12 protein-coding genes are annotated in these 17,585 nt (G+C 74.4%); 2 read left to right on the forward strand and 10 right to left on the reverse strand.

Annotation, left to right across the window (positions count from 1 at the left end; all coding sequences use genetic code 11):
* Positions 1 to 53: 53 nt before the first annotated feature.
* The 9 genes from K1Y72_RS03850 to K1Y72_RS03890 all read right to left on the reverse strand — a co-directional run bounded on the left by K1Y72_RS03850 (position 54) and on the right by K1Y72_RS03890 (position 14,471).
* Positions 54 to 1,115 (reverse strand): C40 family peptidase, encoded by a 1,062-nt coding sequence (locus K1Y72_RS03850; protein WP_220163267.1) that lies wholly within the window; start codon positions 1,113 to 1,115, stop codon positions 54 to 56.
* Positions 1,112 to 1,756 (reverse strand): hypothetical protein, encoded by a 645-nt coding sequence (locus K1Y72_RS03855; protein ID WP_220163268.1) that lies wholly within the window; start codon positions 1,754 to 1,756, stop codon positions 1,112 to 1,114. The genes K1Y72_RS03850 and K1Y72_RS03855 overlap by 4 nt, the downstream gene beginning before the upstream one ends.
* Positions 1,753 to 4,221, reverse strand: coding sequence for a type IV secretion system protein (locus K1Y72_RS03860; RefSeq protein ID WP_220163269.1), 2,469 nt, complete (start codon positions 4,219 to 4,221; stop codon positions 1,753 to 1,755). Before K1Y72_RS03860 ends, K1Y72_RS03855 begins: the two co-directional genes overlap by 4 nt.
* Entirely contained in the window at positions 4,218 to 6,719 is a 2,502-nt protein-coding gene (locus K1Y72_RS03865; RefSeq protein WP_220163270.1) for an ATP-binding protein, read from the reverse strand. Before K1Y72_RS03865 ends, K1Y72_RS03860 begins: the two co-directional genes overlap by 4 nt.
* 102 nt (positions 6,720 to 6,821) lie before the next feature.
* Entirely contained in the window at positions 6,822 to 10,343 is a 3,522-nt protein-coding gene (locus tag K1Y72_RS03870) for a conjugal transfer protein (RefSeq protein ID WP_220163271.1), read from the reverse strand.
* A gap of 78 nt (positions 10,344 to 10,421) precedes the next feature.
* Complete coding sequence (locus tag K1Y72_RS03875) at positions 10,422 to 10,694, reverse strand: hypothetical protein (protein WP_372452834.1); 273 nt, start codon at positions 10,692 to 10,694, stop codon at positions 10,422 to 10,424.
* A 133-nt stretch (positions 10,695 to 10,827) separates the two neighbouring features.
* On the reverse strand, positions 10,828 to 11,856 hold the full coding sequence (locus K1Y72_RS03880; RefSeq protein WP_258571871.1) for a conjugal transfer protein: 1,029 nt from the start codon (positions 11,854 to 11,856) through the stop codon (positions 10,828 to 10,830).
* Between the two features lie 437 nt (positions 11,857 to 12,293).
* Positions 12,294 to 13,385: a redox-regulated ATPase YchF gene (ychF, locus tag K1Y72_RS03885; RefSeq protein WP_220163273.1), complete on the reverse strand. Its 1,092-nt coding sequence runs from the start codon at positions 13,383 to 13,385 to the stop codon at positions 12,294 to 12,296.
* Between the two features lie 81 nt (positions 13,386 to 13,466).
* Positions 13,467 to 14,471: an alpha/beta hydrolase gene (locus tag K1Y72_RS03890; RefSeq protein WP_220163275.1), complete on the reverse strand. Its 1,005-nt coding sequence runs from the start codon at positions 14,469 to 14,471 to the stop codon at positions 13,467 to 13,469.
* Positions 14,472 to 14,603: 132 nt separating this feature from the next.
* Between K1Y72_RS03890 and K1Y72_RS03895 the strand changes: the two genes are divergently transcribed.
* Positions 14,604 to 15,953 carry a DNA recombination protein RmuC gene (locus K1Y72_RS03895; RefSeq protein WP_220163277.1) on the forward strand — a complete coding sequence of 450 codons (1,350 nt, stop codon included), beginning with the start codon at positions 14,604 to 14,606 and terminating at the stop codon, positions 15,951 to 15,953.
* A gap of 53 nt (positions 15,954 to 16,006) precedes the next feature.
* Positions 16,007 to 16,555, forward strand: coding sequence for a DUF6542 domain-containing protein (locus K1Y72_RS03900; RefSeq protein ID WP_308286877.1), 549 nt, complete (start codon positions 16,007 to 16,009; stop codon positions 16,553 to 16,555).
* Between the two features lie 39 nt (positions 16,556 to 16,594).
* Here K1Y72_RS03900 and K1Y72_RS03905 read toward each other — a convergent pair whose 3' ends face one another.
* Positions 16,595 to 17,560 carry a 4-hydroxy-3-methylbut-2-enyl diphosphate reductase gene (locus tag K1Y72_RS03905; RefSeq protein WP_220163279.1) on the reverse strand — a complete coding sequence of 322 codons (966 nt, stop codon included), beginning with the start codon at positions 17,558 to 17,560 and terminating at the stop codon, positions 16,595 to 16,597.
* Between the last annotated feature and the right edge of the window lie 25 nt (positions 17,561 to 17,585).

Genomic DNA, 17,585 nt, shown 5'->3' on the forward strand with positions numbered 1-17,585 from the left:
AGCGTGCCAGGCCCCGCCCGGAGATCAACCGGTTTGTTCGGCGCCCGGGGCGCTCAGCCGGTGCCGCCCAGCTTGGCGAGCTGCGGCTGGAGCTGCTTGCTGGCGAGGGGGCGGGTGACGCCGATCCAGTCGCCCCGGTTGTAGGGCGTCACGGTGATCGCGGGGACGCAGAGGGTGCAGCGCGCCACGATCATCTTGTTCTTGGCGATGACCATGCCGACGTGCCCGGGGTTGTTCGACGAGCTGCCGGGACCGGAGTCGAAGAACACGAAGTCGCCCGGCATCTCCTTGCCCTTGGGGACCTTCAAGCCCATCGGCCACTGCTCGAAGGTCGTGCGGGGGATGGACAGGCCGACGCTGCGGAAGGCGCCCTGCAGCAGGCTGGAGCAGTCCCAGGCGTCGGGGCCGTTCGCGCCGAACACGTACGGCTTGCCGCGCTGGGAGAGCGCGAAGGAGATGATGCGCTGCACGAGCGCGCTCGCGTTCGCGGGGAGCTGCCCGTCGGCGCAGTCGACGCCGTTGGACTGCACGGCCTTGAAGTCACCGCCGCCGTACCGCTTCGCCCAGTCCAGGACGAGGTCCACGTAGTCCCACGAGTGGTTGTACATGAAGATCGCGGTGCGCATCCGCTGCGGGGCGCCGTTGTGCTTGAGGTAGCGGGCGGCGGAGGGGATCGCGTCGGCCGGGTCGTACAGGTCCTTCTTGCCGTCCTTGTTCCCGTCGACGGCGAACGACCGGAAGGTCGCGGCGAGGAACTGCATGGGGCCGCCCGCGCCCGCGTAGTTGACGCCGCTCGCGACGCCGGGCAGCCGGGACGTGCCGTGGCCGGTCTCGACCTTGCCGATGCCGGCGAGCACGTTCCAGGGGATGCCGTAGTCCTTGCCGGCCTTCCGGTACAGGTCGAGGTAGTTGGCCGGGATGACGCGGGCGTCGTCGGTGCCGGCGGGCTGGGCGCTCGCCTCCGACACGTCCACGCAGCCGCCGTTGCCGCCGGCCCCGTTGCCGCCGTAGAGGAACTGCCCGGCGCCGAACAGCACCGGCACGATCATCAGGGCGACGAACAGCACCGCGACGGCGGCGAGCGCCGCACCGACGACGAGGCGGCGGCGGGTCATTCGGTGTCCCCCGCCTGGCCCTTGTCGGAGAACTCGAACCCGTAGACCTTCAGCGCGCCGCCGTCGCGGGCGACCGTCACCGCGAACTGCCGGCTCTCCTGCCGGTTCTTCCCGGCCTCGGTGAGCTGCCGGTGCCCGGTCACCAGGAAGATGATCGAGTTGTCCTCGATGGTGCGGACCTGGTCCAGGCTCGCGCTGCCCTGCGCGACGGTCTGCTTGGCCTTGCGGTCCTCCTGCACGCCGAGGTCGGCGGCGGCCTGCTGGAGCTGCCCCCGCACCTCGTCGGTGACCAGGCCGTCGAAGCGGCCGAGGTAGGCGGCCGGGTCCTCGTCGTAGCGGAAGGTGCAGTAGGCGGCCATGAACCGCTGCGCGACGCCGGCGGCCTGGGTGAACTCCTGCTGGGAGAACGGCAGCAGCCGGTAGATGTCGAACTGGCCGTTCTTCAGCGGCCCCGAGATGCCGGGGGGCGGGGACTCGGGGCCGGTCGGACCGGCGGAGGGGCTGGCGCTGGCGGAGGGCCGGGCCGCGGCGTGGTCGTCGTCCCCGGTGGGGCCGGCGACCGTCAGGTAGACGCCGACCCCCGTCAGGGCCACCACCAGCCCTCCGAAGAGGAGTTTGCGCTGCCGGTCGGTGGGGTTCATCGGTCCTCGCGCTCTCCTTCACCCGGGGCGCGGTCGACCGGGCGCAGCCAGAACGGGATGGGCGGTTCGGCCTCGCCGTTCCTGCGGGAGCCGCCCCAGAGCGGCGGGGGCGCCTGCCGCCCGCCGGCACCGGGACCCGCGGCGGGGGCGCCGCCGCCCTCGCCGCCGCCGCTGCCGCCGTTGCCGCCGTTGCCCGTGCGGGGCCTCGGCACGCCGGAGGCCGGGTCCTTGCCGGGGGCGCTGCTCTTGCCGGCGCTCTTGCCGCCGTCCTGGCCGCGGGCCGGAGGGGTCTCGCCGGCGCGCGCACGGCCGCGTCCGCGCCCGTTGCCGCTGCCCGCGGGGTTCCCGCCGCCGCTGCTCTTGCCGCCGCCGTCGCCGCCGTCGCCGCGGCCGGAGAACCAGCCGCCGCGTCCGCCGGACTCGCCGCCGCCCGCGTCACCGGACGGGGCGCCGCCCGAGGAGCGCCCGCCCGACCACGTCGTCGGGCGCGAGACGCCCGAACCGCCGCCGCCCGCGGCGGCGCCCGTGCCGGCTGCCCCGGCGCCCGCGCTCGGACGGGTCGTCGCGGTGGTGTCCGCGGCCGGGGCGCGGCCGAGCGACCCGCCGCGCGTCGGCAGGTTGAGGGGCGGGGCGCCACGCCGCTCGCGGCCCTGCGCGGCGGCCGCACCGCCGCGCGGCTTGGCCGCCAGGACGGGCGCCGCGTCCGGCGACGCGCCCTCGCCCGCACCGGCCGGGGCGATGGCGCCCCGGCGGTCGGCGGCGACGGTCGTGCCGGCGGTGCCGTCGGCGTCCGCCGCGGCCGCGTCCCGCTTGCCCGCCCGCAGCCCGAGCCGGTACCCGGCGGCGCCCGGCACGACGGCGCCGAGCGCGCCGGCGGTGCTCTTGCGCGCCTCGGTCACCGACTTGTCCAGGTGCGCCTCGCCCTTCTCGCGGGCCCCGACGGCGGAGTAGCCGACGGCCGAGAACAGGTGCTGGAACGGCTTGCGGTAGATGAACGCCGCCGCCGTCACGAGCGCGATCAGCAGGATCTGCAGGCCCCACGGCAGCGTCTCGCCGAGGATCAGCCCGTACGCCCACAGCAGCAAGGACAGGACGCCGATGAGCGCGGCCTGTTTCAGCAGCATCGACAGCAGCAGCTCCAGCCACCGGATCGCGATGACGCGGCCGATGCCCGGATGGATGCCGAGCCCGAGGAAGATCGGCCCGGCCACGAGCAGCAGCAGGAACGAGATCTTCACGACGATCAGCGCGATCGCGATGACCAGGATGAGCAGCCCCGCGACGAGCGCCGCGAACAGGCCGCCGAACGCGACGGCGAGCCGGCTCGTCCAGTTCTTGCCCTGGAACAGCGGGTAGGCGCCCGCGTGGTTCTGCTTGATGTCGGCGGCGACGTCCTTGTAGGCGTCGGACTTCTTGCCGAGGTCGACCTTGCCCCCGCCGTTCGTCTCCGCCAGGTCGACCGCCTGCGACCAGAGCAGCTTGTCGGCGTTGTTCTTCACGACCGCGGCGTTCGGGTCGGTCGTGCCGAACTCGCCCATCAGCCACGGCTTGCAGACGAGCGCCACCCACAGCCCGTTGGCGTTGCGGGTCGTCGGGTCGACGTTCGCCGCCGTCGCGGGATCGGGCCGGTTGTTGGGCGCGGGGATGCAGGTGCTCCCCTTGGCGTCGCTCTGCGGCAGCGCCGCGTTGAACGCCGCGCTCGTCGCCCCCGACACCTTGGTGCCGAGCGTGGTGAAGTCCTGCGGGCGCGAGATCAGCCAGATGAGGCCGACCATCGCGACGACCATCCACACGACGCCCTCGGTGACCTTGCTGGTGCGCTTGCGGACCAGGCCCCACCAGGCGAGCCAGAGCGCGCCGACGATGACCACCGGCGTCCAGTAGCGGGCGCCGAAGGTCTTGCCCATGCCGCCGATGACGTCGTCGACGGTGCCCTTCAGCCAGCCGAGCAGCGACTCCGACGCCGCCGCCTGGTAGACGCTGATGGTGGTGCGGTCGATCGCCCGCACCAGCGTGAAGGTGGTGTTGGCGAGGGCGTTGCCCATCATCGCCATGGCGTCCGAGCAGCCCATGTCGACCGCGTACCAGGTCTGGCCGGCGGTGCCGTAGCGGTCGTAGTAGGTGAGCTTCTCGACGGGCGTCTTGGCGAGCGCGGCGCTCGGGTAGTCCGGCGGCTTGATCAGCCCGTCGGTGCCCGACCCGTACTGCTCGGGCGAGGGGCTGTCGGCGGGCCGGCACGCGTCGCTCGGGCTCGGCAGCGGGATCGACGCCGACGCCGGCGACAGCGGGCTCACCATGAACAGCGCCATGAAGAGCAGCAGCATCACCGAGCGGCGGGTCCGCGGCCTGCGCGCCGGGCGGGCCGCGCGGGCCGTCCGGCGCCGCTCGCGGGCGATCAGGGCGGGGTCCAGCCCCTCCCCGGGCGAGCGCATCAGGCGCGCCGTCCGGTGACCGGGAGCCTTCATCGATGGGCCTCCTCGACCTCGGCCCCCGCTGCGGTCAGTTCCGCCGTGCCCGGCCTGGACCGGGTCGGGTTGGTGTCCAGCCAGCGCTGGAGTTCCTCGGAGATCAGGTCCACGCCGATCCGGCCCGCCCGGCCGTCCAGGTCGCGGAAGATGCACTCGCCGTTGCCGAGGTTGCGCAGCACGGCCTTGTGCTCGTCGGACGCCTCCACCCCCAGCAGCGACATCACGCTCCCGACCTCGACCCGCTCGGAGGAGCGGAACGAGAACACCGACGACAGACAGTTGGTCACCTGTTCATTCAAGAGGTCTCCGGCGTTCTGCGACACCAGGATCAACGCAGTGTTGCGAGATCGCCCCATCCGCGACACTTCCGGCACCAGTTTGGCGCCCTCGGGCGTCGATGTGATGGCCCACGCCTCGTCCAGGAAGATGGCCTTCGGGAGGTGCCGGTCGAGGCCGTGCATGAGCCGCCGCGCGAACTGCGACACCAGGTACATGAGCGCGACCGACAGGCGCTGCTCGTAGGAGTAGTCCTCGCGGCCGATCGCCACGTCGGGCAGGGTGAGGCCGCCGAGGGTGAACACCGTCGTCCAGCCCGCCGAGTCGATGCGCTCGCCGCCGGAGGGGTCGAAGCAGAGCCGCGCGAGGCGCATCTCCGACATGGACCGCAGCACCGCGCCGAGGTTCTTGGACGCCGGGTCCGCCGCGGCCTCCAGGTGGTCGACGACCTTGCCGAGGGACGGTTCGGCGGCGTTGGCGACCGCGCCGACCGCCTGGATCATCGCCGACTCGCGCTCCTCGGACATGCGCGGCAGCAGCAGCCGCAGCGTCTCGGTCGCCATCGTCTTCTTCGCGGCGAGGTCGTCGCCGAAGGAGAACGGGTCGAGCAGGCCGGGCGCGGCCGACCCGAGCGGCAGCACCCGCGCCTTGCGGCCGCGCGCCTGGAGGAGCTGGACGAGCGCCTCGGCGTCGCCCTTGGGGTCGATCGCGGCGATCGTCACGCCGCGCAGCGCCATCTGGTAGATGAGCAGCAGCGCGAGGGTGGTCTTGCCGCCGCCGGGCTCGCCGGTGATCGCGACGGCCGTCGGGCGGTTGCGGGCGGCGGCGACCAGCGGGTCGAAGTGCACGATCGACCGGGCCCGGCCGAGCGTCTCGCCGATGTAGGGGCCGACCCAGCCGTCCGCGCCGTCGTCGGGCCGGTCGCCGAGGTCGACGGTCGCGATCGGCATGCCGCCCGCGATGGTGCGGAGCGGCTGGCGCTGCGCGTAGGCGTTCAGGCGGATCCGGTCGCCCGGCAGCGACTCGCTGAACAGCGAGAACTGGTCGCCGGTGGAGTTGACGACGTCGATGCCGATGTCGCGGTAGTGCTCGACGACGGCGTCGACGCGCTGCGCGAGGAGCGCGTCGGTCGGCGCGGACACGATGAGGCGGTGCCAGCCGTACACGAACGGCAGCCGCTCCTTGGTGATGCCGTGCTCCAGCATCCGGGCGGCGTCGATCTGCTCGGCGAGCGCGATCGGCGCCTCGGCGCCGGCCTCGCGGATGTGCTGGTCCATGTCGCGGGCGTGCGCGAGCTTGCGGGACACGTCCTTGGACGCCTTGGCGGGCGGGACCAGCTTCATCCGCGAACTGATCTCGACGGGGAACGGCAGCGCGTCGGCGTAGTGGAACCACGGCTCGCCGTCGGGGAACGCCATCATGTCGGGGAACCGCGCGAACGACAGGTACGCCACGTACGACGTCGCGGTCATCCCGCCGCCGCCGCTGATGTTGGGCTGCTCGACCTTCAGGTAGGAGCGACCGTTGTGGATGGCGCCCTCGACGAGCGCCTCGATCTCGCCCTTGCCCCAGGTGCGGCGCGGGGTCGCCGACGGCGGCGGGTCGGCGAGCGAGGCCGTCACCGCGTGCTGGAACAGCCACGCCACCTCGGTGGAGGTGGCGTGCCGGGCGTACAGCGCCGAGCCGCCGAGGGCGCGGCCGACGCGCTCGGCCTGCTCGGTCCAGCGCCCGATCTCCTTGCGGTCGATCGCGTCGTCGTCGATGCCGAGGACGCTCTCGCTGCGCTTGTAGAAGCCGAGGAGCTGCGGCAGGACGCCGCCGCCGAGCTGGGCGCCGACGCCGCGGGGGCCGAGCCGGACGCCGAGGTAGACCTCCTTGGTCCAGAAGTCCTTGGCCCACACGTGGGCGTAGGTCTCCTCCAGGTACTCGCGCCAGCCGGGGCCGCCGTCGGAGGTCTTGTCGAGCGCGAGCGCCCACTCGGCGGCCGGGTAGGTGCGGTGCGCGATGCGCAGGTGGATCTCGGCGTCCTGCATGCGGATGCCGGCGAGCGCGATGGTGATGTTGGTGGCGAGCGCCTCGCGCTCCTCGCCGGTGGTGAACTCGTAGGACACCGTCGGCAGCCGGAAGTAGGCCCACGCCGCGGTGTCGGTGAGCAGCACGCGGTCGTCGAAGTAGCGCACCGCGAGGCGGCTGGTCCGCGCCTTGGGGGGCCTGCTCACCGCGCCACCCCCGGGGGTGCCGGGGTGCCGGCGGGGGGCGCGTGCCTGGGCCGGTTCATTCCGCCTCACTCCGTCCGGTCCGACGCGGGCGCGTGGGGGCGCTCATCGGCTGGCCTCCTGCTCCTGCTGAAGCTCCTGGTACCGCTCGGGCACGACGCTGAACCCGCCGGCGACGACACCGGCGAGGGCAAGATAGGCACGCCGCGTCGGCGCGCGCAACGACTTCAGCTCGTTGCGGGGCGCGCGGTCCATGCTGAGGTGATCGTCCCACGGGATGCGCACCAATGCCCGGCAACGGCCCCGTGCCACGGCCTCGGCTTGTTCAACATCGTCCATGGAGCGGCGGGACACCCCGTTGATGACGGTGACGGCCCTGGACCTCAGCTCCTCATAACCGTGTCCGTCGAGCCACTCGAATGTCATGGACACGGCACGGGGGGCGTCGGCGCTCGCCGGGGCGACGAGGACGATCTGGTCGGCGTAGGGCAGCACGCGCGCGACGACGGCGGCGGCCGCGTCGAGCAGCGTCACCGAGTAGAACCGGTCGATGGTGCGGATGGCGAGCGCGTAGTCGCGGTCGTCGAGCGCCTGCAGCGGGTTCTTGCCGGCCGCGATGACGTCCAGGCCCGACCTGGACGAGGAGGTGTAGCGGCGCATCGCGGTGAGGCTGCCGACCTGGTCGGCGCGGGTGATGAGGCTGGTCAGCGTCTCGTTGGTCTCGCTGCGGGTGCGGCGGGCGAGCGCGCCGGGGCCGGGGTTGATGTCGATCGCCACGACCGGCTCGCCGTTGTGCTGGGCGAAGGTGTGGCCGAGCATCAGCCCGGTGACGGTCTGCCCGGCGCCGCCGGTGCAGCCGAGCACGACGATGTGGCGGGTGCCGTGGAAGGGCTGCTGGATGCGCAGCTCGTAGTCGGCGTCCTCGTCGCCGTGGCCGCCGCCGACGGCCTGGATGAGGCGGCGCAGGCCGCCCGCGGTGACCTCGTGCTCGGGGTCGGGCGGGGTGATCGCGGCGGTGGACGGCGGCGCCGCCGGGGGCGGCGGCAGCGGCCGCGGGCGCGGCCGCACCACCGGCGAGGCGGGGCCGGACCGCACCTCGTGCGAGGGCACCTGCTCCTCGGCGGGCTCGAACCGCGGCGGCTCGGGCCGCTGCTCGGGACGCTGCGGCTCGGGGCGCTGCTGCGGCGGCGCGGGCGGCGCGTCGGGCCGGCCGGGGGCCTGGTCGGCGCGCGGCGGCACGGCGCTCGGCGCCTCCGGCTTGACCGGCGTGCCCTGCGGGGGCCGCGCCGGCGGACCGCTGAACCGCGCCGGCGTGGGCGGGGCGTCCTTGCGGGGTGCGGGCACCGGCGGCCAGATGAGCGACTCGTTGCCGCCGCCCTGCCGCGGCGGCTTGGACAGCCCCTTCGACCACGGCTTGGGCGGGTCCATCCGCACCGGCTGCTCTCCGCTCTCCTCTGCTCCCCGCGCGGCGGGCGCCTGCGGGACGCCCGGCCGCTGCGGCTGCTGCGCGCCCTGAGCGGGCGCCTGCGGGCTCTCGGGGGCCGCCTCTTCTCCTGCCGCGGCGGGCGCCTGGGGACGCTGCACGGGCGGCTGGGGTGGCGCGGGCGGCCGCTGCCGCGCGGCCGGGGCCGGGGTCGCCGGCCGTTCCGGCTGCGGCGGGGCCACGGCGGGACGGGGCGGCGCCGCGCGGCCGAACGCGCCCGGCACGGCGGGGATGTCCGGCCGTGCGGGCGGCGTCGCGGGCTGCGCGGCCGGGATCTGCGGGATGTCGGGCTGCGTGGTGGGCGGGGGCTTGCGGCGCCCCGCGCCCGGCGTGCGCGTGCCCGCGACCTTGACGTCGCCGGGCTCGCCGTTGAACGGGAGCTCGGCCTCCATCGCCGGTTCGGGCCGCCGCGCGGGCTGCTGCGGGATGTCGGGGCGCGTCGGCGCGGCGGGCCGCACCTGCGGGAACACCTGCCGCTGGTCGGACGGCCGCCGGACGCGCTGCCCGGCCCGCTCCCAGTCGCCGCCGTCGCGCTCGACGGGCCGGGCGGGCGCCGCCTGCTCGGCGCTCGCCGCGGGCACCCCCGCCTCCGCGGCACCGGCGACCCTGCGATCCCCGCCCTGGACCGACTCCTCCGTCTGCGGAGCGCGTGCCGCCTGCTCGGCCGTCACCTGCTGATCGGCCTCCGGGAGTCGCGTCTCACCGCGCAGTTCGGCAGCGACCGGCGCCTGCGGCTCGGCCACACCAGACCGCGACGGCTCAGCCGCTTCCGTGACCGGCTCCTCCACCTGCGGAGCACGTGCCGCCTGCTCGGCCGTCACCTGCTGGTCAACCTCCGGGAGCTGCGTCTCACCGCGCAGTTCGGCAGCGACCGGCGCCTGCGGCTCGGCCACACCAGACCGCGACGGCTCAGCCGCTTCCGTGACCGGCTCCTCCACCTGCGGGGCACGCGCGGCCTGCTCCGCCGTCACCTGCTGATCGGCCTCCGGGAGTCGCGTCTCTCCGCGCAGTTCGGCAGCGACCGGCACCTGCGGCTCGTGCTCCTGCTGCGGGGCGGGGGGTGTCGTCGGGGTCTCCGTCTGCGGGGCGCGTGCCGCCTGCTCGGCCGTCACCTGCTGGTCGGCCTCGGGGCCGGTCGGCTGCGGGTCGGCGGGGCGGGGCCTGCGGGTGGGCGGGACGGCCTTCCAGAACTCGGGGTGGCCGCCGGGGCGGCGCACGCCGGACGCGAACGCCCGCTTGCCCGAGCCGGGCGCGGCGGCGGGGGCGCCGCCCTCGACGGCGCGCTCCAGGGACGGCCGGACGGGCGGCTCCTCCAGGCGCGGCGTCGCCGGCGGGCGCTCCATCGCGGCGGGGACGTCGTCCTCGTGCGAGATGTCGCGGCTCGTGCGGCGCCACGGCTTGCTCTTCGGGCGCGGCGCGGCCGCCGGGGTCGCCGGGCCGGCCGACGCGATGCGTTCGGCGGTGACGTGCGCCGCAGCCGGTCCGGCCGCCGCCGGTTCCGCGGCGGGCTCGGGCGCGGCGGGGACGGTGGCGGTCCAGGCGGGCGCCTCACGGACGGGCTGCCGGGCGGCGGGCGCCTCGGCCGGCAGGGCGGGCGCCTCGTCGGCGTGGTGGGCGGCCGCGTAGTCGGCGAGCGGCTGCGGCGCCGACGCGACCGCGGGGGTGAGGACGAGCGGCGCCTCCTCCACGACCCGCACCTTGCGGCCCCGGCGGGCCTTGCGGCGCGCCTCGGCCTTGACGGCGGCGCGCTCGGGCGCGATGGCGGGCACCGGCTGCTCGGCGCGGCGCCACACGCGGGCGACGACGACGACCTCGCGCGGCTCGCGGATCGGGGTGAGCCGGCACCAGGTGCGCGGCTCCGACAGGTACCGGCCCTGCGAGAGCAGCAGCTCGGTGAGCCGCTTGCCCTCGATGACCGGGCGCGTCGCCAGGAACGTCAGCAGGCCGGGCGGCACGAGGTACAGGGTGACCCAGCCGGCCCGGAACGGGACGCCGAGCACCTTGAGCAGCAGCACCCAGGGCACGAACACGCCGACGAAGACGCCGATCTGCACGAGCGGCAGCGGCATCGGCAGCCGCAGGTCGTACAGCTTGTACAGCCGCTTCTCGATCCGCCATATGTTCGTGTACGTGGGTAGATCCACGCCCCTACTCCCCTAACTGTGCGCGCACAGTGCTCGCGTTGCCCGGCCCCACGCCCTGGGGCCGCCCGGCGGGTGGGCTCAGGTGATGCTCACGCCGAGCGCCTTGGCGATCGCCTTGGCGGTGGTCTCGATGATGTTGGGCACGTAGAAGATCACTCCAATGCCGATGGCCAGCACGACGAACTGGACGAACCGCGTGATCTCGCGGGTGAACAGGAAAAAGATCGCGACGATCGAGACGATCACGAGGAACAGCGGGCCGAAGATGCCGCGCAGCCAGTCGGCCAGCTGGTCGGTCTTCAGTTCGTCGTTCGGCGCCGCCAAGACCTCGTGTGGAATCGACGCCATCATCTGGTGCAGCATCGACTGCCTGCCTTCCTGGGTCGCCGGGTGTCGAGGGGGCCGCGGCCCCGCTGTCGTATGGTGCCAAATCCCGCGGGGGTGCCGGACCCGGCCGCGGGACGTCCGGTCGTGCGGCGCCCGGTCATGAGGCGCCCGGTTCGGTGGTGCCGCGGATGTCGTGGACGTACCAGGTGCCGCTCTTCTTCACCATCGACAGCTCGTACGCCTGCTCCAGCTCGCCGCCGTTGCCGGCGCCGTTGGCGCCGGCGAGCTGCCAGGCGACGGTGGCGGTGACGGTGCGCGCGTCCGCCGCGCCGCGCGGCGCGACGACCTGCCGGACCTGCACGAAGTTCACCGAGTTGCCGAGGCCCGCGATGGAGGCGCCGTCGGCGAACCGCGACAGGGCGGACTGGTCGCCGCTCGCGTACGCCTGGAAGAAGGGGGTGAGGACGGAGCCGAGCTCGGTCTGCAGCGCGGTGTCCTGGTCGCGGACGCCGCCGGAGGGCAGCGTCGCCTTGGCGGGCGGCGGCAGCAGCGCGGGCCGCCCGGCGATCACCATGGCGCCGTCCTTGGTGTAGACGGGGACGGCGAGGCGGAGCCAGCGGTCCTGGCTGCGGGCGAGGACGGTGACGGTGGCGTTGCCGGCGTCGCGCACGTCGACGCCGGCGACCTGGACCGACTGGACCTGGAGCCGCCCGACGCCGTTCCAGCCGAAGCCGGGGTCGGCGTCGTCGGGCAGGAACGGCTTCAGCTGCGCCTCGCGGGCGGCGCTGTTCTTCTGGTCGTAGTTCAGGTAGACGGTGGCGAACTGGAGCGCGAAGGCGCCCACCGCGCTCCCGGCGGGCGCCGTGCCCTGCGGGGCGGCGGTCGGGCCGGCGGCGGGCGTCTTCGCGGTGAAGCGCTCGAACGGCGCGCGCACCCCGTTGACGACGATGACGACGATGACGGCCCAGAGCACGGCGCGGCCGACCCAGACCCACCAGCGGCCGCCGGAGCCGCCCCAGCGGCCCGCCGAGCCGCCGCCCCCGCCGCCGCCCGAGCGGCCGCGGCGGCGCTGCCGGCCCGGCGGCTCCCACGGGTCGGCGGTCGGGCCGAAGGACGCCGGCGCGCCGGCGTCCTCGGCCACGGCGGTGTCACGGCCGTCGTGCACGGCCGACCTGCGAGCCATCATGCCTCCGCTCGCGCCTCGCCCCCGGTCGGCGCGGTCATCCGATTCTGGTCGTGTGGGGTCGTTCCGAACCCATCTCGGGCCAGACTAACCACGAGTGTCGATTGTTCCAGCGCATCGGGGCGAAGCACAGTCCCGGCGCGCGGCTGTGGATAACGCAATCCACCTCGTCCGGAACAGGGAGGATCACCAAACGGTGACGTTCCCCTACCCGGGCCGCCGAACGGCGCGCGGCACCCCTTTTCCGGCGAGCGCGGCGGACCGGGCAGTGCTTTGTGACCAGGTCGCGGGCCGTACCGCAAGGTATCCCCAACGATCAGACACCATGGCGAATGGGCGACACAAGGGGACATAACACAAAGCCCGGCCGTGATCATGGTCACGGCCGGGCGGAGCGCGCCGGATGATCGCCGGACGGCCCGGCGATGATCGTGCGATGGTCAGACGTTGAAGCGGAACTCGACCACGTCGCCGTCGCGCATGACGTAGTCCTTGCCCTCCATCCGGACCTTGCCGGCGGTGCGGGCGGCGGCGAGCGAGCCCTCGGCGACCAGGTCGTCGAAGGAGACGATCTCGGCCTTGATGAAGCCGCGCTGGAAGTCGGTGTGGATGACGCCGGCGGCCTCGGGGGCGGTCGCGCCCTTGGGGATCGTCCAGGCCCGGGTCTCCTTCGGGCCGGCGGTCAGGTAGGTCTGCAGGCCGAGGGTGTCGAACCCGACGCGGACGAGCTGGGAGAGGCCCGACTCGTCCTGGCCGAGGCCCTGGAGCAGTTCGAGGGCCTCGTCGTCGGGCAGCTCGATGAGCTCCGACTCGATCTTGGCGTCGAGGAAGATGGCCTCGGCGGGCGCGACGAGCTCGCGCAGCCGGGCGCGCAGCGCCTCGTCGCCGAGCTCCTCCTCGTCGAGGTTGAACACGTAGAGGAAGGGCTTGGCGGTCAGCAGGTGCAGCTCGCGCAGCAGCGCGAGGTCGATGCCGGCCCCGGCGGCGCCGGCGAACAGCGTGACGCCGTCGTCGAGGACCTTCTGCGCGGCGTGGACGGCGTCGAGGACGGCGAGCTGGTCCTTGTCCTTCTTGGTCCGCGCCTCCTTCTCCAGGCGCGGCAGGACCTTCTCGATCGTCTGCAGGTCGGCCAGGATCAGCTCGGTGTTGATCGTCTCGATGTCGCGGGAGGGCGCGACGTCGCCGTCGACGTGGGTGACGTCGGCGTCCTCGAAGGCGCGGATGACCTGGCAGATCGCGCTGGTCTCGCGGATGTTGGCGAGGAACTTGTTGCCGAGGCCCTGGCCCTCGGAGGCGCCCTTGACGATGCCGGCGATGTCGACGAACTCCATCGTCGCCGGGATCACCTTCTGCGAGCCGTGCAGCTCGGCGAGCCGGGCGAGCCGCGGGTCGGGCACGCCGACCACGCCGACGTTGGGCTCGATGGTCGCGAAGGGGTAGTTCGCGGCCAGCGCGTCGTTCTTGGTCAGCGCGTTGAACAGCGTGGACTTGCCGACGTTGGGCAGGCCGACGATTCCGATGGAGAGGCTCACGGCCGACAAGTCTACGGACCCCGCGGGCCTGCGCAGGACGGCGCGGAGGTGAACGCCGGGTGCCCGGCCGGGGTCCGGGCGTCAGGCGCCGGCGCTCAGCAGGAACTCGGCGATGTGCCGGAACGCCGCCTTGCCCTCGGGGACGTAGTCGCAGAACACCGGGAAGACGTGCACGAGCCCGTCCCACTCCTGGTAGACGGCCTGGACGCCCGCCTGCCGCGCGCGCTCGGCGATGTCGCGGGTCTCGTCGCGCAGGATCTCGGTGCCGCTCGCGACGAACAGCATGGGCGGCAGGCCGGTGAGGTCGCCGCGCATCGGGGAGAACAGCGGGTCGTTGTCCTCCTTGTCCTCGGCGAAGCGGCGGCCGAGCGCGGCGAGCTTGCCCGCGGGGATCAGCGAGTCGGTGCGGGCGTTGGCGGTGTGGGAGTCGGCGGCGCAGAGCATGTCGACCCACGGGGACAGGCAGACCGCGGCGGCGGGCAGCGGCCGGCCGGTCTCCTTGAGGGCGAGCAGCAGCGCGAGGGCGAGGTGGCCGCCGGCCGAGTCGCCGCCGACGACGATCCGCGCGGGCTCGTGGCGCTCCAGCAGCAGGTCGTAGGCGCGGAGAGCGTCCTCCAGGGCGTCGGCGGGGGTGTGGGCGGGCGCGAGCCGGTAGTCCAGCATCAGGACGGGCCGGCGGGTGGCCGCCGACAGCCGCCAGCTGAACGGCCGGTAGAGGCGCGGGCCGCCGAAGAAGTAGCCGCCGCCGTGCAGGTAGAGGAACGCCTTGTCGGGGTCGGGCGCGCCGGCCCGCACCCACTCCCCCGACGCCGGCCCGAGGTCCTGCGGCTCGATCGCGACGCCGCGCGGCACGGCCTGGAAACGGCTGAGGAGCGCGGTGGCGCGCTGGATGCGCAGCAGCCCGGCGTCGGTGTCGGGTCCGAACTCCCACGCCGAGCGGCCGACGGCGCGGATGACGCGGCCGGCGACGCGGGCCCGCAGCGTCGGCGGGCCGCCCGGTTCCAGGGCGAGCGCGCGGACGACGCGCCGCTCGGCGGGGGTGGAGGCGACCGTGCGGATCAGGGGAGGCCGGGTGCCGGACGTCATCTCGCTCCTCGCGCCGGGAAGGGTCCGCCTCGCTTGGGCGGCTTTACTCCACATGGAGTCTAATTGTCCGCCGGGGCGGGCGTCCCGGCGCGTCGCGTCGGCGCCGCCGGGCCGCGCTGCCACGATGAGCGGATGGATCCCGCGCTGCTCACCGGCCTGCTCGTCGGGGCCGTCCTCGGCGCCGTGGTCGGCTACGCCGTCGCGACGGGCCGCCAGGGCGCGCTGATCGCGCGGGCCCGCGCGGCCGAGGAGAAGCTCGGCTACGCCGAGGAGCGGATGGCCGAGCACTTCGAGAACCTGTCCGCCAAGGCCCTGGACGCCAGCAACCAGCGGTTCCTGGACCTCGCCGACACCCGGCTGAAGGCCGCCGGCGTCGAGGCCGCCGGGGAGCTCGCCCGCCGCCAGCAGGCCGTCGAGCACCTCGTCGCGCCGCTCCGCGAGACCCTCGCCAAGGTCGAGGAGCAGCTCCGCGAGGTCGAGATCGGCCGCCGCGAGTCGCACGCGATGCTGGCCCGCCAGGTCGACTTCGTCCGGCAGCGCGCCGACGAGATGAACCGCGAGACCCGCACCCTCGTGCGGGCCCTGCAGCGGCCCGAGGCGCGCGGCCGCTGGGGCGAGCTGCAGCTCCGCCGCGTCGTCGAGCTCGCCGGGATGACCCGCCACTGCGACTTCGACGAGCAGGCGAGCGCCGCCACCGAGGACGGCACCGTCCGCCCCGACCTCGTCGTCCGCCTCGCCGGCGGCAAGAACATCGTCGTCGACTCCAAGGTGTCGCTCGCCGCCTACCTGGAGGCCGCCGGCACCGACGACGCCGCCGCCGAGCGCGACCGCCTCGACGCGCACGCCCGGCACCTGCGCGCCCACGTCGACGGCCTCGCCGCCAAGTCGTACTGGCAGGCGTTCAGCCCCGCCCCCGAGTTCGTGGTGCTGTTCATCCCCGGCGAGGCGTTCCTCGCGCCCGCCCTCGACCGCGACCCGGGCCTGCTGGAGTACGCGCTGGGCCGCCGCGTCCACCTCGCGACGCCGACGACGCTGGTGACGATGCTGCGGACGGCGTCCTACGCCTGGCAGCAGGAGGCGCTGTCGCGCAACGCCCGCGCGGTGTTCGACCTCGGCCGGGAGCTCTACGAGCGGCTCGGCACGATGGGCCGGCACGTCGACGAGCTCGGCCGGTCCCTCACCGGCGCCGTGAAGTCCTACAACCGGGCCGTCGGGTCCCTGGAGACGCGGGTGCTGGTCAGCGCCCGCAAGCTGACCGAGCTCGGCGTCGTCGAGGGCCCGCTGGAGGGCCCCGCGCCGGTCGAGGAGGGCGCCCGGTCGCTGTCGGCGGCCGAGCTCACCGCTTCTCCCGATCTTGGTCACGATCACGGCGACCGGCCGCAAACGGACTCGTGCCCTCCCCCGGCGGACGCCACCGAACCGGTAGGTTTCGGCGGACGGGCCATCCCTGATCAGATCGATCGGCGTGAGAGGTGGCAATGAGCACACAGGTCGGCGAGGCGCCCCGCAGCGCGCCGCCACCCTCGGAGGGGCCAGTGCGTGAGCGCACGACCGCCGGTCGCCGGGCCGGCGCCGGTGCCGGGACCGGCGGCCCGGTCACGCTGACCGGGCGGGGCGGCATCGTCGTCATGTTCGCCGCGGCCGTGCTCGGCGACGCGGCCGGCGGCCTCACCGGCGGCGCGCTCGTGGCGGGCCTGGTGTTCGTGGCGGGCTGCGGCGCCGCCGCGCTGCTCACCCGCCGCCCGGACCTGCTGACGATCGCGGTGAGCCCGCCGGCGGTGTTCCTCGCCGCCACCGTCCTCTGGGTGCTGTGCACCGAGACCGGCGGCGGCGACGTCCTCGTCAGCGTGCTGCTCGGCCTGGTGACGAGGCTCGGCGCGGGCGCGCCGTGGCTGCTCGCCGGCACCGTCCTCGTCGTCGCGGTCACCGCGCCGCGCGGCCTGTTCGCGCAGGCCCGCGAGCTGCGGGAGCGCCTGTCGGGGCTGCGGCTGTTCGCCGAGGAGGAGAACCAGAACCCGGTGCGCTGGGACGAGGCCGCGCCCCGCGAGGGGCGCCGCCTGCCCCACCACGGCGACGTCGACTGACGCCGCGGCCCGCGCGCGGGCCGCGGCCGGTCCCGCCGGCTAGACCGGGGTGATGCGCAGGTCCTTGCGCAGCTCGTGCGGCAGCGCGAACCGCATCCGCTCCTGCACCGACTCGATCTCCTCGACGTCGCCGTAGCCGCGCTCGGCGAGCCAGGCGAGGACGCCCTGCACGAGCTCGTCGGGCACCGACGCGCCGCTGGTGACGCCGACGGTGGTGACGCCGGCCAGCCACGCCTCGTCGATCTGCTCGGCGTAGTCGACCAGGTGGGCGTCGTCGGCGCCGTGCTCCTTGGCGACCTCGACCAGGCGCACCGAGTTGGAGGAGTTGGTGGACCCGACGACGATGACGAGCTCGGTGCGGGCGGCCATCTCCTTGACCGCGGTCTGCCGGTTCTGGGTGGCGTAGCAGATGTCGTCGGAGGGCGGGTCCATCAGCTTGGGGAACCGCTCGCGCAGCGCCTTGACCGTGGCGAGGGTCTCGTCGACCGACAGCGTCGTCTGCGACAGCCAGGCGACGCGCTCGGGGTCGCGGACCGTCACGTTCGCGACGTCGCCGGGGCCGTCGACCAGGTGGATGTGGTCGGGCGCCTCGCCGCTCGTGCCGATGACCTCCTCGTGGCCCTCGTGGCCGATGAGCAGGATGTCGTAGTCGTCGGCGGCGAACCGCACCGCCTCCTTGTGGACCTTGGTGACCAGCGGGCACGTCGCGTCGATCGTCCGCAGGTTCAGGCCGCGGGCCTCCTCGTGCACGACGGGCGCGACGCCGTGCGCGGAGAAGACCACGATGGCGCCCGCGGGCACCTCCTCGGTCTCGTCCACGAAGATCGCGCCGCGCTCCTCCAGGGTCTTCACCACGTGCACGTTGTGCACGATCTGCTTGCGCACGTAGATCGGCGCCCCGTACCGCTCCAGGGCGATCTCGACCGTCTGGACGGCGCGGTCGACGCCCGCGCAGTAACCACGCGGCTTGGCGAGCAGGACACGGCGCTGGGCGGTGGAGGTCATGGCCCCCATGGTACGAGGCGTCCCC

Source organism: Actinomadura parmotrematis (genome assembly GCF_019458805.1).
Classification (GTDB): Bacteria; Actinomycetota; Actinomycetes; order Streptosporangiales; family Streptosporangiaceae; genus Spirillospora; species Spirillospora parmotrematis.